Origin of the sequence: Klebsiella oxytoca, from assembly GCF_009707385.1 — a bacterium.
In the GTDB taxonomy this organism is placed as follows: Bacteria; Pseudomonadota; Gammaproteobacteria; order Enterobacterales; family Enterobacteriaceae; genus Klebsiella; species Klebsiella oxytoca_C.
In genome coordinates, this window is sequence record NZ_CP046115.1 from 481,997 (window position 1) to 497,596 (window position 15,600).

Genomic DNA, 15,600 nt, shown 5'->3' on the forward strand with positions numbered 1-15,600 from the left:
GTACAAAAGGCTGAGAGATACCGCCGATGAACGGCGTTAACCGGTATGGTTGTGAAGGCCGGTACGTACGGGCCTTGCCTGCGTTCAGGCAAGGCCATTTTTACAGGCTGCCGGGGGTACGGCTGGTTTTCCCTGCTGAAGTCAGGGAGCGGCTGGTTTTTCTGCCATCAATACTTTCCAGGCGCATCTGGAACGGCGGGAACGGCATATCGATGCCGTGTTCGCGGAACCCGGCCAGAATTAGCTGATGCATCTCATGACGTAGCGGCATACGGTGCCCCATTTCCGCGGCATAAATACGCAGCTCGAAAATCTGAATCCCCTGCTGCAGGTCAACGAGGAACGCTTCCGGCGTCGGAGTATCGATGACCAACGAACAGCGGTGCGCGGCGGTCAGCAGGATCTGCACGACTTCCTCGGTATTGGCATCCACCGGCGCAGGTACCGTTAACACCACGCGGGTAACGGAATCCGACAACGACCAGTTGATGAACTGCTCGGTGATGAATGCCTTATTAGGCACAATAATTTCTTTACGGTCCCAGTCGCTGATGGTGGTTGCGCGGGTATTAATACGCGTAACGCTGCCGGTGAGATCGCGAATGGTGACCGTATCGCCAATACGTATCGGTTTCTCAAACAGGATAATCAGGCCGGAGATAAAGTTGGCGAAGATCTCCTGCAAACCAAAACCAAGGCCCACACCAAGAGCGGCAATAAGCCACTGCAGCTTCGCCCATTCGATCCCAATCATGGAGAAGCCAACCAGACCGCCGATCAGCATCAGCAGATACTTGGTAATAGTGGTGATGGCGTAGCCGGTGCCCGGCGTTAGTTCCAGATGCTGGAGAATAGCCAGTTCCAGCAGCGCGGGCAGATTGCGCACCAGCTGGGTGGTGATAATCAGCACCAGAATAGCAATGAGCACCGCACCGAGTGTAATTGGCTCCAGGCTCTCAACCCCCTGCACCGTGGAGGTCACGTCCCATAGCGAAATATTTTCCAGGAAGCCAAACGCGGAGTGGATTTCTGACCATAGTACGATAACCGACACCAGCGCGATCAGCATCAGCAGGGAGCGAACCAGGCGCAACGACTGGGTACTGATGGCATCAAGATCGACCTCGCTGACCTCAGCCTCCATTGAACCTTCCGGGCTGCTGGTGTGCTGGACTTCTTCTTCGCCACGCGCACGCTGGGCGAGGATCTCCGCCCGTCGGTGCTTCGCGCGATCGAACGCCAGACGACGGCGCTGAATGAGCATCCAGCGGCGAATAATGTGATAAACCACCAGCAGTAGAAACCAGATGGCGACCGAGGTTTCAAGCCTGGCGAGCAGCGCCTGCGATGTCGCGAGATAACCGATCGCTGCTGCCAGCATCGCCACCAGGGGCGCGCCGAGCAGCATATTCCACAGCAGTCGGTTTAACATATTGTCGCCGCTGCCTTCTTTGTCGAGATACAGCGGTATTCCAGCTCGTTTCAGGCTCAGAGTGACCATTGCCAGCGCGCCGCAAATCAGCATGAAACAAAGGCGGCCCAGCGAGGCGGAAAACTCACGATCGTTGAGATTATCGAAAGTAATCAGCGCCATAATCAGTGGCACAATCAGGCCGATGCTCATCAGATAGTAGCGCATCGCTTTGCTGACGCGGCTGCGCGGCCATGCAAAGTGGGCGATGAACAGGCCGTTCGGGCGGGCGAAGGTCGCGCATATCATCACCACCCACAGCAGCGGCACCGTAGCGGTAACGCTATCGCCAATGGCGACCGCCAGCGGGAAAGGCCAGGCGGCCTGCAAACCGTAGCCGAGCGTCATCCACAGAACCGGCAGCGGCGAGGCGACCAGTATTGACCAGAACACCGTACGCAACGTGAGCCAGAAGTGATCCTGCGTGACTTTACCCACGCGCGCGCTGGAGCGCTCAAGAAAGCTGGTAAAGTGGCGGCGCGAGCTGATGCTGAATCCGACCAGAATGAGCGCGAAAAATAGCGGCAGTAAGGTCTCTTTACTGGTCAGCATCATCATGCTGGCTTTACCAAGCTGGCTCATGGTATCGAGCGAGATCAGACGGCGTAAATCCTGAACGATCTCCAGAGGCCATGAGAAGCCGATTGGGCTGACATCGGAGGTCCAGAACAGATAGCGATGGGTCGCTTCGTTTATCTCTTTAAGGGCATCCTCCAACTGACCGTTAGCGACTTTCAGCTTGGTCAGTTCGAGCATCAGCGTATCACCGCCGCGCAGCAGGGAGTTGAGTAGTTCAGTCTGCGTGCGCATCTGAGCCTGCAGAATCTGGTTCTGTTCGCCGGTGAGCGGTTCGCCATCCGCCTGGCGAATTTGTTTCAGCTGCGACTGTTTGCCGAGCTGATCTTCATAGCGCAAGCGCTGCACGCGCAGCTGCCCCATTTCCGTATCCAGCTGCTGCGGTCGCGGGGTTTCCGGCAGACGCGCAACCTGCGCGCGCAAGGCTTCGCCAAGCAGATTGGAAGAGCCGAGCCACTGGGACTGCTCGCGTAGCGTATTTAAAGCCTGGCGTACCTGGAGAGTTTGATTGGTTGCCTGGCGCTGCTGAGAGGCGATCAGATCCATCCGCTGCGCCTGCTGGTTCAGCGCCAGCGACAGCTCGCGGTTAACTTTAAATTGAGCCACGATATCCGGCGGTAGGTTCTCACTGTTTTCCGCCAGCAGTTCGGTGCTTTCCAGCGCTTTTTCCGCTTCGCGCTGTCGTTGATTGTTTAGCTGATTACGCAGCGCCTGAAGCCAGGCGTCGAGCTGTTCGCTCTCTTTCTGCGCCAGCTCGGAACGCATCCGTGAAAGTTCCTGGCGGTTATTGGCGGAAAGCTGGGCCAGATCCAGCTCATCAACCAGCGCTTTCAGCCGCGCGGACTCCGCCTGCAGGCCAAGATTCTGCGCCTGAGCCAGCGGCGTATTGCTGCTCTGCGCGCCAACCCGGCGTTCGACCTCGTTCAACTGGCGGCGAGCATCGCTCTGCTGCTGCGGCAGCTGGTTGAGCGAATCGGCGATGTCGCGGGCGCGATCCTGCTCCTGCTGCGCTTTACGGCTGGCCTCCAGCAGCTGGCTGCTGACCTGAAGGATCTCCTGGTTCAGCGCATCGGAGGAGAGAGTGGTGGATACCTGGCGCGGCTCATCGCTCAGATTATTGAGCTGCGCACGCAGGGTTTGCGACAGTTTGGGGAAGTTATCGATAACCTCCTGGTACTGGCGGGCGCGCTCAAGGGAAGCATTACGCTCCTCAAGCGCGTTCAGGGCTGATTGCAGGACTTCAACGGTTTCAGGCTGGGCGGGCTTCGCCGCCTTTGCCTGTTCCAGTTCCTGAGCTATCTGTTTCGCATCCGGGGCTGTCGCTGCGTACGCCCCGAAACTGAGGCACCAGGCCAACAGGAAAGTGTATATCAGGCGCACGGCGTAACCTTTTCTCTCAGGAATTAACCTTCGTCTTGTTTATCATTAACCAGCGGGCTGGCGGCGTGTTCAGCGCGGACCTCTTCCGCTGCCAGCGGAGCGGGTTCGACCGGCGCAGCGGCTTCAGGCGCGATAGCCAGCGGCTGGCCAATTTTAGTGACCGACAGACTTTGTAGCTGCTCGATCAGTTTTACCTGGCCCGGGGCAAACAGGTTAATCACCGTGGAGCCCAGTTTGAAGCGGCCCATCTCCTGGCCTTTAAGCAGAGCAACTGAACCTTCGCTATCACCAGCAGGCCAGGTCCAGCGCTTAATGATACCTTCACGCAGCGGCGTCACGGTCCCGGACCACACGGTTTCGATGCTGCCGACGATGGTGGCGCCGACGAGGATCTGCGCCATTGGGCCAAATTCAGTATCGAACAGGCAGATGACGCGCTCGTTGCGGGCAAAAAGATTCGGCACGTTTTGTGCGGTCAGATGGTTTACGGAGAACAAATCGCCCGGCACGTAAATCATCTCGCGCAGAATACCATTGCACGGCATATGCACGCGGTGGTAATCACGGGGGGAAAGATAGGTGGTGACGAAGCTACCGTTACGGAACAGATCGGCCATCTGGTAGTTGCCGGCCAGCAGCGCTTCAAGGCTGTAGTTGTGGCCCTTAGCCTGCAAAATTTTGTCGTCTTCAATGGCGCCGAGCTGGCTGATTACGCCATCGGCGGGCATTACCAGCACGCTCGGATCGGTGTTTAGCGGGCGCACGTCATCGCGCAGCGGGCGAACGAAGAAGTCGTTAAAGGTACGGTAGCTGGCCGTGTCAGGCTTTTGCGCCTCTTTCATATCGACCTTGTAATATTTCACAAACAGATCGATGACCAGTTTTGTCAGCCAGCCTGCTCGCTTGCGCGCACCCCAGCCTGCGAGGCGGGTGAGCCACAGTTTAGGCAGAATGTATTGCAGTGAAAGTTTAAGATCGTTTAACAAGGTAGCCTCCAGGCCATTATTTGTCGTTCCTGGCCCCGCGTAACAGCGGGACCTGAAAAAAGGGGGACGATTCTAACGATGCTCAGGTTAAATGTCAGTCATCAGTTGATGAAAAGCTTTTACGCGTTTTTACCTGTACCTGCGCCATGCTTTCAAGAATGCGGTGGTAGTTTTCAAACCGGCTTTCGGCGATTTCACCGTTCTCTACCGCTTCGCGAATGGCACAGCCTGGATCGGTGTCGTGTTTGCAGTCGCGGTATTTGCAGCGGCCTAAATAATCATGGAATTCGACAAAGCCGTGAGTGATTTGTTCCGCGTCGAGATGCCACAGGCCGAACTCGCGTACGCCCGGAGAGTCGATCACATCGCCGCCGTGCGGGAAGTGGTACAGGCGCGCGGCCGTGGTGGTGTGCTGCCCCAGCCCGGAGACATCAGAAACGTCATTGGTGAGGATTTGGTCATCCTGCAGGCCTAACAGAGCATTCAGCAGGCTCGATTTTCCGACCCCGGACTGCCCGGCAAAGATGCTGATTCGGTCGGTAAGCGCCTCTTCAAGCGGCTTTAAACCATCCTGCGTGCGGCTGGATACCATCAGTACGCGGTAACCAATATTGCGGTAAATGTCCATTTGCTCGTTGACGAAGTCCATGCTCTCCTGGTCCAGCAGATCGATCTTATTGAGCACGATCAGCGGTTCAACGTTCAATGTTTCGCAGGCCACCAGATAGCGGTCGATAATATTCGGAGAAAGCTCAGGCAAGATCGCGGAAACGATAACAATCTGATTGATATTAGCGGCGATGGGTTTGACGCCGTCGTAGAAATCCGGACGCGTCAGGACGGAGGTTCTTTCATGCACGGCTTCGACGATGCCCTTAACATTGACGCCGTCAGCTTCGCTTTTGCCGGGCCGCCAGACCACGCGATCGCCGGTGACCAGCGAACGAATGGTGCGGCGTATATTGCAACGGTGGACGCTACCGTCGGCGGATTCGACATCGGCATGCATGCCAAAGCGGCTAATAACGATCCCTTCGGATTTCTCACCGAACAGGTTGTCATCAAAATCGGCCTTCTCCGAAGTCGTTTTCAGGCGGCGCTGGTGGTTGGCCTTCACGCGGCGCTGTTGGCCTTTGGAGAGTTTATTTTTACTCAATCGAACTGGCTCCTGGTCGCCCTGTACGGGCAAAACCTCTATGATACACGCTATTTTAGACGAATATAGTGACGTAAGAAGGGTGGAAAATAACATGAGTGCAGATGAAAACAACCTGATTTGGATCGATCTTGAAATGACGGGGCTGGATCCGCAACGCGATCGCATCATTGAAATCGCCACCCTGGTGACTGACGCGAATCTGAACATTCTGGCGGAAGGCCCCACCATTGCGGTACACCAGTCCGATGCGCAGCTGGCGTTGATGGACGAGTGGAACGTGCGTACCCATACCGGGAGCGGGCTGGTGGAGCGAGTGAAGGCGAGTACCATGGGCGATCGTGAAGCGGAGCTGGCGACTATTGAGTTTCTGAAAAAATGGGTTCCGGCGGGAAAGTCACCGATTTGCGGCAACAGCATCGGCCAGGATCGCCGCTTCTTGTTTAAATATATGCCGGAACTGGAAGCGTATTTTCACTACCGTTATCTGGACGTCAGCACGCTGAAAGAGCTGGCTCGTCGCTGGAAACCAGAAATTCTTGACGGTTTTAAGAAACAGGGGACGCACCAGGCGATGGACGACATTCGCGAGTCGGTGGCGGAACTGGCTTACTACCGCGAGCACTTCATTCAGCTTTAACGTTTAGGCCGGGGCCAAAAGCGCCCCGGTAATACGTCCACTTATTTAAACCACTTCTGCTCCATCGCCTGGAACTCCGGTGAGGCTTTCACCGCATCCAGAGCAGCATTGAGATTATTCAGTAGCTCTGGGTCATCTTTACGTACCGCAATGGCGTACTGCTTACCGTAGTAGCTGGGATCCGTGGCGCGTTCATCCATCACCGCATAGTCGGGATTATCCTGCAGCCAGTGAGTCAGCGTTTCCTGATCGCCCATGACGCCGCTAATCACGCCCTCTTTCAGCGCGTTCAGCGCGCTTTCATCGCTCTCATAGGGCACAGCATGCACGGTTTTTTGTTTATCCCGCAGATAGTGCTGATGAATGGTGCCTTTCACGACACCGATTTTTTTATCTTTCAGATCGGCAAAGGTGCGGGCGGCATCCTTCGCGGTGACAACTACCCCGGACAGCTCCTGACGATAGGGATGGCTGAAAGCGACCTGCTTTTCCCGCATCGGAATCACTTCAATGCCAGCGATAACGGCGTCGAATTTTTTAAAGCGTAACGCCGGGATAAGCGTATCGAAGCCCTGAGGGGTAAATTTGCATTCGACCTGCATCTGCTTACACAACGCATTGGCCAGGTCGATATCAAAACCCGTAGGCTGATTTTTACCATTGACGGTATCAAACGGCGGGTTGGCCGTTGTTGTCCCAAAATGTAGCGTTGTTGCCGATGCTGTTCCTGTGGCGAGCGTTGCCAGCAGCAGGACGGTTAGCGCTTTTTTCATTTTATTTCCCTGATTGTGATCGTTGTTGACCGTCAGCGGGCGATATCCGCCTATAAACTTGAGCGATTTTGCGCCTTTAGCGAGGTCGGAAAAAGTTATTTTGCCGCATATGCTGGTTATTTAAACAATTTAAGCGTGCGTCTGGTGATAAAGTGGTCACTTGAATCAAAAACGAAAAAAATTGCTACCGGGGGGGTTGCAGGTCAAACGAATTCTCGTATAATGCGCCTCCCGTGACGAAGCAGAAATGCAAATCACGACGCCATAGAAATATGGCCTGAAGTACGCGGGAATAGCTCAGTTGGTAGAGCACGACCTTGCCAAGGTCGGGGTCGCGAGTTCGAGTCTCGTTTCCCGCTCCAAAAATTTGAAAGTACCATCCTAATCACAGGATTTCGAGTTGCTACAAGGCAGTTAACGCAGAAGCGGCTTGAAAGACAAAGATTAAGCGGGAATAGCTCAGTTGGTAGAGCACGACCTTGCCAAGGTCGGGGTCGCGAGTTCGAGTCTCGTTTCCCGCTCCAAAATTTGAAAGTCACCATACCCAAGCGGGAATAGCTCAGTTGGTAGAGCACGACCTTGCCAAGGTCGGGGTCGCGAGTTCGAGTCTCGTTTCCCGCTCCAGAATTTCTTCTCATACATATTTTATCCACAGCGTAATCGTACGTCGGGGATGATTTTCGTCGTATCCTGAAAATACTGTGAACAGAGTTATCCACAGGTTAATCTGTCGTCCTTATTCAGAGAAATACTTCGCCAGGTGAAGGGTATTTTTATATCTCATTGAAATATAATAATTAAATTTCATTTCAAAGTGTTAACTCGATCGCTTGACGAACGTCTGTATGTTGAAACGCAATGTTTTTTTATTTTTATTCACACCCTGTGAATGAATCAGGCATCGCGCGGTAGCCCTTTTTCAATCACCCTGACCAGCCGTAGCTTCTTCGGCAATTGCACCTCGATGACGTTGGCATTTCGCTTTTCAATTTGCTGCGCAATCGCCCATTCAATGTGTTCATCGAGAAGTGGGTGCTCACCTCGGCGCTTTTCCAGGGCCTGCAGATTCGCTTCATGCCAGGGCGCATTACCCAATGCGACAGCGATGTTACGCAGCCAGCGCAGATGACCAATACGGCGAATGGCCGAACCTTCCGTCACCTTTAAAAAATATGACTCGCTCCAGGAGAAAAGTTCCAGTAGCTCAGGGGCATGTAACGCTTTACGAGGGCTAAAGTCATCCTCATTCGTTAGCTGCGCGAAGCGGTTCCACGGGCAAATGAGCTGGCAATCATCGCAGCCGTAAATGCGGTTGCCGATCAGCGGACGAAATTCTTCCGGAATAGCGCCTTCCAGTTCAATAGTCAGATAGGATATACAGCGACGAGCGTCAACGGTATAGGGCTCGACGATGGCTCCGGTTGGGCAGATAGTCATACAGGCTACGCAGCGTCCGCACTCTTCTGCGACGGGGTGATCTACAGGAAGAGGGAGATCGATTAGCAACTCGCCGAGGAAAAAGAACGAGCCGGCATCGCGGCTGAGAATGAGTGAGTGCTTACCTGTCCATCCCAGTCCCGCTTTTTCAGCTAAAGGACGTTCAAGAATCGGCGCGGAATCGACAAAAGGTCTAAAATTGAGCGAAGCACACTGTCCCTGAATCATCTCACCTAATTTTTTCAGGCGATTGCGTAACAGCTTATGGTAGTCCCGTCCGAGGGCATAACGGCTAACGTAACCCAGTGCGGGATTTTTCAGGGTGCCGGCGAAAGCGGCATTAGCGGGAAGATAGTTCATCCTCACGCTGATGACGCGTAAGGTTCCGGGCTGGAGTTCATGGGGGCGCGCGCGCATCATGCCATGACGCGCCATCCACTCCATTTCGCCGTGGTATTGTTTATCCAGCCACGCCTGCAGTTCCGGTTCGCTTGCGCTGAGATCGGTATCGGTAATACCGACCTGCTGGAAGCCCAATTCTGTGCCCCATTGTTTGATTTGCTGCGCTAACTGATTGAGATCGAGGGGCTGTGACATGATGGACCATACGATGACGAAAAACCCTGACAGTATACCACACATCATCTGGCCGGCGGACGCGCTTCGGCGGGCGGAAAAAGACGCGGCGGATACGCTTGGGCTGACGCTATTCGAGCTGATGCGTCGCGCGGGCGAAGCGGCTTTTCAGATTGCGAGCACACAATATCCTGCCAGCCAGCACTGGCTGATTCTCTGCGGTCACGGCAATAACGGCGGAGACGGCTACGTGGTGGCTCGTCTGGCGCAGGCGCGAGGAATTCAGGTTACTCTGCTGGCGCTGGAGAGCGAGAAGCCGCTGCCGGAAGAGGCCGCCATTGCGCGTGAAGAGTGGCTCAACGCCGGCGGTACGATTCATGCTGCCAGCATCGCCTGGCCGGAAGATATCACGCTGATTATTGACGGCCTGCTCGGTACCGGGCTACAGAGCGCGCCCCGGGAAAGTGTTGCTGAGCTCATTGCACATGCTAACGCTCACCCGGCGCCGATTGTCGCGCTCGATATTCCGTCAGGCCTGAATGCTCAGACAGGTACGGCGCCAGGAGCGGTTATCAATGCCGCTCATACCATCACTTTTATCGCCCTTAAGCCGGGGCTGCTGACCGGCAAAGCTCGCGATGTTGTTGGTCGCTTGCATCATCACGCTTTAGGACTTGAGCGCTGGCTGGCAGGCCAGACTGCGATAATCCGTCGATTCGATGCCTCTCAGCTTCCCGACTGGCTGCCACCGCGAAGCCCTACATCGCATAAAGGCGATCACGGTAAGCTGGTAATAGTGGGCGGTGAACCGGGGACGGCGGGAGCGATTAGGATGAGCGGCGAGGCGGCGCTACGCGCGGGAGCGGGGTTGGTGCGAGTACTGACTCACAAAGACAATATCACCCCTATTTTAACCGCCAGGCCGGAACTCATGGTCCATGAGCTGACGTCACGCTCGCTGGAGGAAAGTCTGCAATGGGCGGATGTTGTGGCGATTGGGCCAGGACTGGGCCAGAGCGAATGGGGTAAAAATGCGTTACGCCAGGCAGAGAATTTTCGCAAACCGATGGTCTGGGATGCGGATGCGTTGAACCTGCTGGCAATCAATCCCGATAAACGTCACAATCGCGTGCTAACGCCGCATCCCGGCGAAGCCGCCCGCCTGCTGAATGCGAGTGTGGCAGAAATTGAAAGCGATCGCTTACATTCTGCGCAACGTTTGGTAAAACGTTATGGTGGCGTCGTGGTGCTGAAGGGCGCTGGTACGATAGTCGCCAGTGAAACCGGCGAAACTGGCATCATTGACGCCGGTAACGCCGGGATGGCCAGCGGTGGGATGGGTGATGTATTAACCGGTATTATCGCTGCATTGTTAGGTCAGCGCCTGACACCGTATGATGCTGCCTGCGCTGGCTGCGTCGCTCATGGCGAGGCAGCCGACCGGCTGGCGGCCAGAAGCGGCACCCGCGGCATGTTGGCGACCGATCTTTTTTCCACGCTCAGGCGTGTTGTTAACCCGGATGTGATTGACGTAGACCATGATTAACCGAGTGATTCCTTTACCCGATGAGCAGGCAACTTTAAGCCTTGGCAACCGCGTAGCTCAGGCATGCACTGGCGCGACGGTCATCTATTTGTATGGCGATTTAGGGGCGGGTAAAACAACCTTTAGCCGTGGTTTTCTTCAGGCTCTCGGCCACCGTGGCAACGTCAAAAGCCCGACCTATACGCTCGTCGAGCCTTACAGCCTCGACAATTTAATGGTTTATCACTTCGATCTGTATCGCCTGGCGGATCCCGAGGAGCTCGAGTTTATGGGGATCCGTGATTATTTTACCGACGATGCGATCTGTCTGGTGGAATGGCCGCAGCAGGGAACGGGTGTACTGCCGGATCCGGATGTTGAAGTTCACCTTGAATATCAGGCTCAAGGGCGTGAGGCGCGCGTAACCGCGGTCTCCTCATTGGGTGAGTCTTTATTGGCGCGTTTGGCTGATTAGCCAAAAGGACGACGGGATGATATATCGCATAACCAGTTGGCTGGCTACCGCACTGATGCTGTTAAGTATTCAGGCCACTGCGGCAAGTTTATCCGATATCCAGGTCTCAAATGGAGATCGGCAGGCCCGCATTACGATTAGCTTTATCGGCGAGCCTGAATATTCGTTTAGCCCGCAGGGCAAACGCATCGTGGCGCTGGATATCAAACAGACTGGCGTCCTCCAGGGGCTACCGCTGCAGTTCAGCGGTAATAATCTGGTAAAAAGCATTCGTTCCGGAACGCCGCAGGATACGCAGTCGCTGCGCCTGCTGGTGGATTTAACTGCCGATGGCAAAACGCGCGCGGTGAAACAGCAGAACGGTTCTAATTATACCGTAGTGTTTACGATTAACGCCGATGCGCCGCCGCCACCTCCACCGCCGCCGGTTGTGGTTAAACAGGCTGAAAGGCCTGCGGTGCAGCCTGTTCGTCCGATAGAGCCTGCGCGTAATCCGTTTAAAGCCGATAACGACCGACTCACCGCGGTGACCAGCACAAGTACCGTAACGCGTCCCGCGGCGCGTACCGTCTCCAGCGACGATAAAGTGATTATCGCCATTGATGCCGGTCACGGCGGTCAGGATCCGGGCGCTATTGGCCCGAACGGCACGAAAGAGAAAAATGTAACCATCGCCATTGCGCGTAAGCTTCGCATGTTGCTGAATGCCGATTCTCAGTTCAAGCCGGTGCTGACACGCGACGGCGATTATTTTATTTCCGTCATGGGGCGTTCTGACGTAGCGCGTAAGCAAAACGCCAATTTCCTTGTCTCAATTCATGCGGACGCTGCGCCAAATCGCGACGCGACCGGGGCCTCGGTTTGGGTTCTTTCCAACCGTCGCGCCAACACTGAAATGGCTGGCTGGCTTGAGCAACATGAGAAACAGTCTGAGCTGCTGGGCGGTGCTGGCGATGTGTTGGCTAATAGTCAGGCGGATCCTTACCTGAGCCAGGCGGTACTGGATTTACAGTTCGGCCATTCTCAGCGCGTCGGGTATGATGTGGCGACAAATGTGTTGAGCCAGCTGCAGCGGATCGGCGATTTACATAAGCGCCGTCCTGAGCATGCCAGCCTGGGCGTACTGCGTTCGCCGGATATTCCGTCAATCCTTGTTGAAACGGGTTTTATTAGTAATACCGGTGAAGAGCGGCTGTTGGGTAGCGATGCTTACCAGCAGCAGGTTGCAGAGGCAATTTATAACGGCCTGCGTAATTACTTTATGCAGCATCCGCTGCAATCCGCTCCGCGCGGTTCAGCCACGCAGACTGCGAGCGCAGGCTCATCAGATGGGACGTTATTAAATTAAGGAGACGGCCATGCCGATTCAGGTTCTACCGCCGCAGCTCGCCAACCAGATTGCCGCAGGTGAAGTGGTGGAACGTCCGGCGTCGGTAGTCAAAGAGCTGGTGGAAAATAGCCTCGATGCCGGGGCGACGCGTATCGATATTGATATTGAACGCGGCGGCGCGAAGTTAATCCGCATTCGCGATAACGGCTGCGGTATTAAAAAAGACGAGCTGGCGCTGGCGCTGGCTCGCCACGCTACCAGTAAAATTGCTTCACTTGATGATCTTGAGGCGATAATCAGCCTCGGCTTTCGCGGCGAAGCTCTGGCCAGTATCAGCTCGGTTGCCCGTCTGACGTTGACCTCGCGTACTGAAGATCAGCAGGAGGCCTGGCAGGCCTACGCCGAAGGGCGTGACCAGGCGGTTACCGTGAAACCGGCTGCGCATCCGGTGGGGACAACGCTGGAAGTGCTGGATCTTTTTTACAACACACCCGCCCGCCGCAAGTTTATGCGGACTGAAAAAACCGAGTTTGGTCATATCGACGAGATCGTGCGGCGCATCGCGCTGGCGCGCTTCGACGTCACTATTAATCTCAGTCATAACGGTAAAGTTGTGCGCCAGTACCGGGCGGTCGCGCAGGACGGTCAGCGAGAACGGCGTCTGGGCGCTATTTGCGGGATGTCATTTCTCGAGCATGCCCTGGCTATCGAGTGGCAGCACGGCGACCTTACCCTCAGCGGCTGGGTGGCCGATCCTCTGTATACCAATTCTGCCCTGGCGGAAATTCAGTACTGCTACGTCAATGGACGAATGATGCGCGATCGTCTGATCAACCATGCCATTCGTCAGGCCTGTGAAGACAAACTGGGCGCCGATCAGCAGCCTGCTTTTGTGCTGTACCTGAAGATCGATCCGCATCAGGTGGACGTGAACGTCCATCCGGCCAAGCATGAAGTGCGCTTTCATCAGTCGCGTCTGGTACATGATTTTATCTATCAGGGCGTACTGAGCGTTCTTCAGCAGCAGCTGGAAGTACCGCTGGCGGAAGAGGGCGATAAGCCCGTTCCGCGGCAGGTGCCGGAAAATCGCGTTGCGGCAGGCGGTAATCATTTTGCCCAGCCGGCGGTCGCACGCGAAGCGGCGCCTCCCCGATATCGTGATGAACCCGAGACTCCACGTAATCATGCGGGAGGCTCAAGAGGAGCCGCCGCCTCGGGATCTGCTGGCGGAGCCAGCTGGCCGCATGCTCAGCCTGGTTACCAAAAACAGCAGGGGGTGCTCTATCGCCAGCTGCTCGATACCCCGGCCACGGAGCGCAAATCAATCTCATCGGCACCGGTACCGACAGCGGAAGGGCTGGCGGGACATAGCCAGAGTTTTGGTCGCGTACTGACGATTATCAACCACGACTGTGCGCTGCTGGAGCGGGACGGTAAGTTAGCGCTGCTGGCCCTGACCGTTGCTGAGCGCTGGCTGCGTCAGGCCCAGCTGACGCCGGGCGTTGAGGCCGTTTGCGCCCAGCCGCTGCTGATCCCGCTGCGGATAAAAGTGGCTGAAGAGGAAAAAAACGCGCTTGATCAGGCGCAATCAGCGCTGGCAGAGGTCGGGATCGAACTCCAGTCGGATGCGCACCACGTCACGATTCGCGCGGTGCCTTTACCCTTAAGACAACAAAATTTACAAATCTTGATTCCTGAACTGATAGGCTACCTGGCGCAGCAAAAAACATTCGACGCTGGCAATATTGCCCAGTGGATCGCGCGTAATCTGGCGAGCGAACATGCTCACTGGAATATGGCGCAGGCAATTGCCGTCCTCGCGGATATAGAACGCTTATGTCCGCAGCTGGTTAAGGCGCCGCCGGGTGGTCTGTTACAACCTGTTGATTTACATTCGGCGATGAATGCCCTGAAAGATGAGTGATGTAACCGAGGCAAGCCTGCCTAAGGCAATATTTTTAATGGGCCCCACGGCCTCTGGTAAAACCGCGCTGGCTATCGCCTTACGTAAAGTTTTGCCAGTAGAGTTGATTAGCGTTGATTCAGCCCTCATTTATCGGGGGATGGACATCGGCACGGCCAAGCCAGACGCCGCGGAGCTTAGCGCTGCGCCGCATCGGCTGTTGGATATTCTTGATCCGGCGGAGTCCTACTCCGCAGCGGATTTTCGTCGTGATGCTTTGGCAGAGATGGCTGATATCGTCGCTGCCGGGCGTATTCCGCTACTGGTTGGCGGAACAATGTTGTATTTCAAAGCGTTGCTGGAAGGGCTGTCGCCACTACCCTCTGCCAATCCTGAGATTCGAGCCAGGATTGAGCAACAGGCAGCAGAGCAGGGATGGAACGCGTTACATCAGCAGCTACAGGAGATTGATCCGGTTGCTGCCGCGCGTATTCATCCAAATGATCCGCAAAGACTTTCCCGAGCACTGGAAGTTTTTTTCATTTCGGGTAAAACTTTAACGGAGCTGACGCAAACGTCAGGTGATGCCCTGCCGTATAAGGTGCACCAGTTCGCCATCGCCCCGGCGAGCCGTGAACTGCTCCATCAGCGCATTGAACAGCGTTTTCATCAGATGTTGGCTTCAGGTTTTGAAGCAGAAGTGCGGGCGCTTTTTGCCCGGGGAGATTTGCATACGGATATGCCTTCCATTCGTTGTGTCGGATATCGCCAGATGTGGTCGTACCTTAATGGCGAGATCCCGTATGATGACATGGTTTATCGAGGTGTTTGCGCCACGAGACAGTTAGCTAAGCGTCAGGTGACCTGGTTGCGCGGTTGGGAAGGTATTCACTGGTTAGACAGTGAACAACCTGAACAAGCGTTCAACAAAGTATTACAGGTTGTTGGTGCTAGCCTGGACTGAACGTGTACAATTGAACGGGTATCGTGCGTAATTTTTTTTAAGAATCGTAAGGTTCTGAGTACAAAACAAGCATACATATAAGGAAAAGAGAGAATGGCTAAGGGGCAATCTTTACAAGATCCGTTCCTGAACGCTTTGCGTCGGGAACGTGTTCCGGTTTCTATTTATTTGGTGAATGGTATTAAGCTGCAAGGTCAAATTGAGTCTTTCGATCAGTTCGTGATCCTGTTGAAAAACACGGTCAGCCAGATGGTCTATAAGCACGCAATTTCTACTGTTGTCCCGTCTCGCCCGGTGTCTCACCACAGCAATAATGCTGGCGGCGGTACTAACAACTATCACCACGGCGGTGGTGCGCAGGGTTCTTCTGCGTCGCAGCAAGACAGCGAAGACGCCGAATAAGGCTGA

The 15,600-nt window shown here is 55.2% G+C and carries 12 protein-coding genes and 3 tRNA genes; 10 read left to right on the forward strand and 5 right to left on the reverse strand.

Annotated elements, in window-relative coordinates:
• Nucleotides 1–100: 100 nt before the first annotated feature.
• The 3 genes from mscM to rsgA all read right to left on the reverse strand — a co-directional run bounded on the left by mscM (nucleotide 101) and on the right by rsgA (nucleotide 5,569).
• Entirely contained in the window at nucleotides 101–3,427 is a 3,327-nt protein-coding gene (gene mscM / locus GJ746_RS02245) for a miniconductance mechanosensitive channel MscM (protein WP_154678744.1), read from the reverse strand.
• A gap of 23 nt (nucleotides 3,428–3,450) precedes the next feature.
• Nucleotides 3,451–4,413 (reverse strand): archaetidylserine decarboxylase, encoded by a 963-nt coding sequence (gene asd / locus GJ746_RS02250; protein ID WP_154678745.1) that lies wholly within the window; start codon nucleotides 4,411–4,413, stop codon nucleotides 3,451–3,453.
• A 94-nt stretch (nucleotides 4,414–4,507) separates the two neighbouring features.
• Nucleotides 4,508–5,569 (reverse strand): small ribosomal subunit biogenesis GTPase RsgA, encoded by a 1,062-nt coding sequence (gene rsgA, locus GJ746_RS02255; RefSeq protein ID WP_154678746.1) that lies wholly within the window; start codon nucleotides 5,567–5,569, stop codon nucleotides 4,508–4,510.
• Nucleotides 5,570–5,663: 94 nt separating this feature from the next.
• On the opposite strand from rsgA, the gene orn reads away from it, so the two are divergent.
• The gene (gene orn / locus GJ746_RS02260; RefSeq protein ID WP_154678747.1) at nucleotides 5,664–6,209 is read left to right on the forward strand and encodes an oligoribonuclease; all 546 of its coding nucleotides are present in this window, start codon (nucleotides 5,664–5,666) and stop codon (nucleotides 6,207–6,209) included.
• 41 nt (nucleotides 6,210–6,250) lie between these two features.
• Here orn and GJ746_RS02265 read toward each other — a convergent pair whose 3' ends face one another.
• On the reverse strand, nucleotides 6,251–6,982 hold the full coding sequence (locus GJ746_RS02265) for an arginine ABC transporter substrate-binding protein (RefSeq protein WP_154678748.1): 732 nt from the start codon (nucleotides 6,980–6,982) through the stop codon (nucleotides 6,251–6,253).
• Nucleotides 6,983–7,268: 286 nt separating this feature from the next.
• Here GJ746_RS02265 and GJ746_RS02270 point away from each other — a divergent pair.
• The 3 genes from GJ746_RS02270 to GJ746_RS02280 all read left to right on the forward strand — a co-directional run bounded on the left by GJ746_RS02270 (nucleotide 7,269) and on the right by GJ746_RS02280 (nucleotide 7,606).
• Nucleotides 7,269–7,344 (forward strand) — tRNA-Gly (locus GJ746_RS02270).
• Between the two features lie 86 nt (nucleotides 7,345–7,430).
• Nucleotides 7,431–7,506 (forward strand) — tRNA-Gly (locus GJ746_RS02275).
• Between the two features lie 24 nt (nucleotides 7,507–7,530).
• Nucleotides 7,531–7,606: transfer RNA gene (locus GJ746_RS02280), tRNA-Gly, on the forward strand.
• Nucleotides 7,607–7,876: 270 nt separating this feature from the next.
• On the opposite strand, the gene queG is transcribed toward GJ746_RS02280, so the two are convergent.
• Complete coding sequence (gene queG / locus GJ746_RS02285; protein ID WP_154678749.1) at nucleotides 7,877–9,016, reverse strand: tRNA epoxyqueuosine(34) reductase QueG; 1,140 nt, start codon at nucleotides 9,014–9,016, stop codon at nucleotides 7,877–7,879.
• Nucleotides 9,017–9,029: 13 nt separating this feature from the next.
• On the opposite strand from queG, the gene nnr reads away from it, so the two are divergent.
• From nnr to hfq, 6 genes are all read left to right on the forward strand, one after another.
• A complete protein-coding gene (nnr, locus tag GJ746_RS02290) occupies nucleotides 9,030–10,541 on the forward strand; it encodes a bifunctional ADP-dependent NAD(P)H-hydrate dehydratase/NAD(P)H-hydrate epimerase (protein ID WP_195908785.1) in 1,512 nt (503 codons plus the stop codon).
• On the forward strand, nucleotides 10,534–10,995 hold the full coding sequence (tsaE, locus tag GJ746_RS02295) for a tRNA (adenosine(37)-N6)-threonylcarbamoyltransferase complex ATPase subunit type 1 TsaE (protein ID WP_154678751.1): 462 nt from the start codon (nucleotides 10,534–10,536) through the stop codon (nucleotides 10,993–10,995). The genes nnr and tsaE overlap by 8 nt, the downstream gene beginning before the upstream one ends.
• 16 nt (nucleotides 10,996–11,011) lie before the next feature.
• Nucleotides 11,012–12,343, forward strand: coding sequence for an N-acetylmuramoyl-L-alanine amidase AmiB (gene amiB, locus GJ746_RS02300; RefSeq protein WP_154678752.1), 1,332 nt, complete (start codon nucleotides 11,012–11,014; stop codon nucleotides 12,341–12,343).
• 10 nt (nucleotides 12,344–12,353) lie between these two features.
• Nucleotides 12,354–14,249 carry a DNA mismatch repair endonuclease MutL gene (gene mutL, locus GJ746_RS02305; protein WP_154678753.1) on the forward strand — a complete coding sequence of 632 codons (1,896 nt, stop codon included), beginning with the start codon at nucleotides 12,354–12,356 and terminating at the stop codon, nucleotides 14,247–14,249.
• Nucleotides 14,242–15,192 carry a tRNA (adenosine(37)-N6)-dimethylallyltransferase MiaA gene (gene miaA / locus GJ746_RS02310; RefSeq protein WP_154678754.1) on the forward strand — a complete coding sequence of 317 codons (951 nt, stop codon included), beginning with the start codon at nucleotides 14,242–14,244 and terminating at the stop codon, nucleotides 15,190–15,192. The genes mutL and miaA overlap by 8 nt, the downstream gene beginning before the upstream one ends.
• A gap of 93 nt (nucleotides 15,193–15,285) precedes the next feature.
• Nucleotides 15,286–15,594 (forward strand): RNA chaperone Hfq, encoded by a 309-nt coding sequence (hfq, locus tag GJ746_RS02315; protein WP_139540940.1) that lies wholly within the window; start codon nucleotides 15,286–15,288, stop codon nucleotides 15,592–15,594.
• The last annotated feature ends 6 nt before the right edge of the window (nucleotides 15,595–15,600 follow it).

What these genes read in the sequence shown, in the direction of transcription:
- orn (WP_154678747.1), top strand. Translation starts at nt 5,664, where the DNA reads ATGAGTGCAGATGAAAACAACCTGATTTGGATCGATCTTGAAATGACG.
- GJ746_RS02265 (WP_154678748.1), bottom strand. Translation starts at nt 6,982, where the DNA reads ATGAAAAAAGCGCTAACCGTCCTGCTGCTGGCAACGCTCGCCACAGGA.
- queG (WP_154678749.1), bottom strand. Translation starts at nt 9,016, where the DNA reads ATGTCACAGCCCCTCGATCTCAATCAGTTAGCGCAGCAAATCAAACAA.
- nnr (WP_195908785.1), top strand. Translation starts at nt 9,030, where the DNA reads ATGACGAAAAACCCTGACAGTATACCACACATCATCTGGCCGGCGGAC.
- tsaE (WP_154678751.1), top strand. Translation starts at nt 10,534, where the DNA reads ATGATTAACCGAGTGATTCCTTTACCCGATGAGCAGGCAACTTTAAGC.
- amiB (WP_154678752.1), top strand. Translation starts at nt 11,012, where the DNA reads ATGATATATCGCATAACCAGTTGGCTGGCTACCGCACTGATGCTGTTA.
- mutL (WP_154678753.1), top strand. Translation starts at nt 12,354, where the DNA reads ATGCCGATTCAGGTTCTACCGCCGCAGCTCGCCAACCAGATTGCCGCA.
- miaA (WP_154678754.1), top strand. Translation starts at nt 14,242, where the DNA reads ATGAGTGATGTAACCGAGGCAAGCCTGCCTAAGGCAATATTTTTAATG.
- hfq (WP_139540940.1), top strand. Translation starts at nt 15,286, where the DNA reads ATGGCTAAGGGGCAATCTTTACAAGATCCGTTCCTGAACGCTTTGCGT.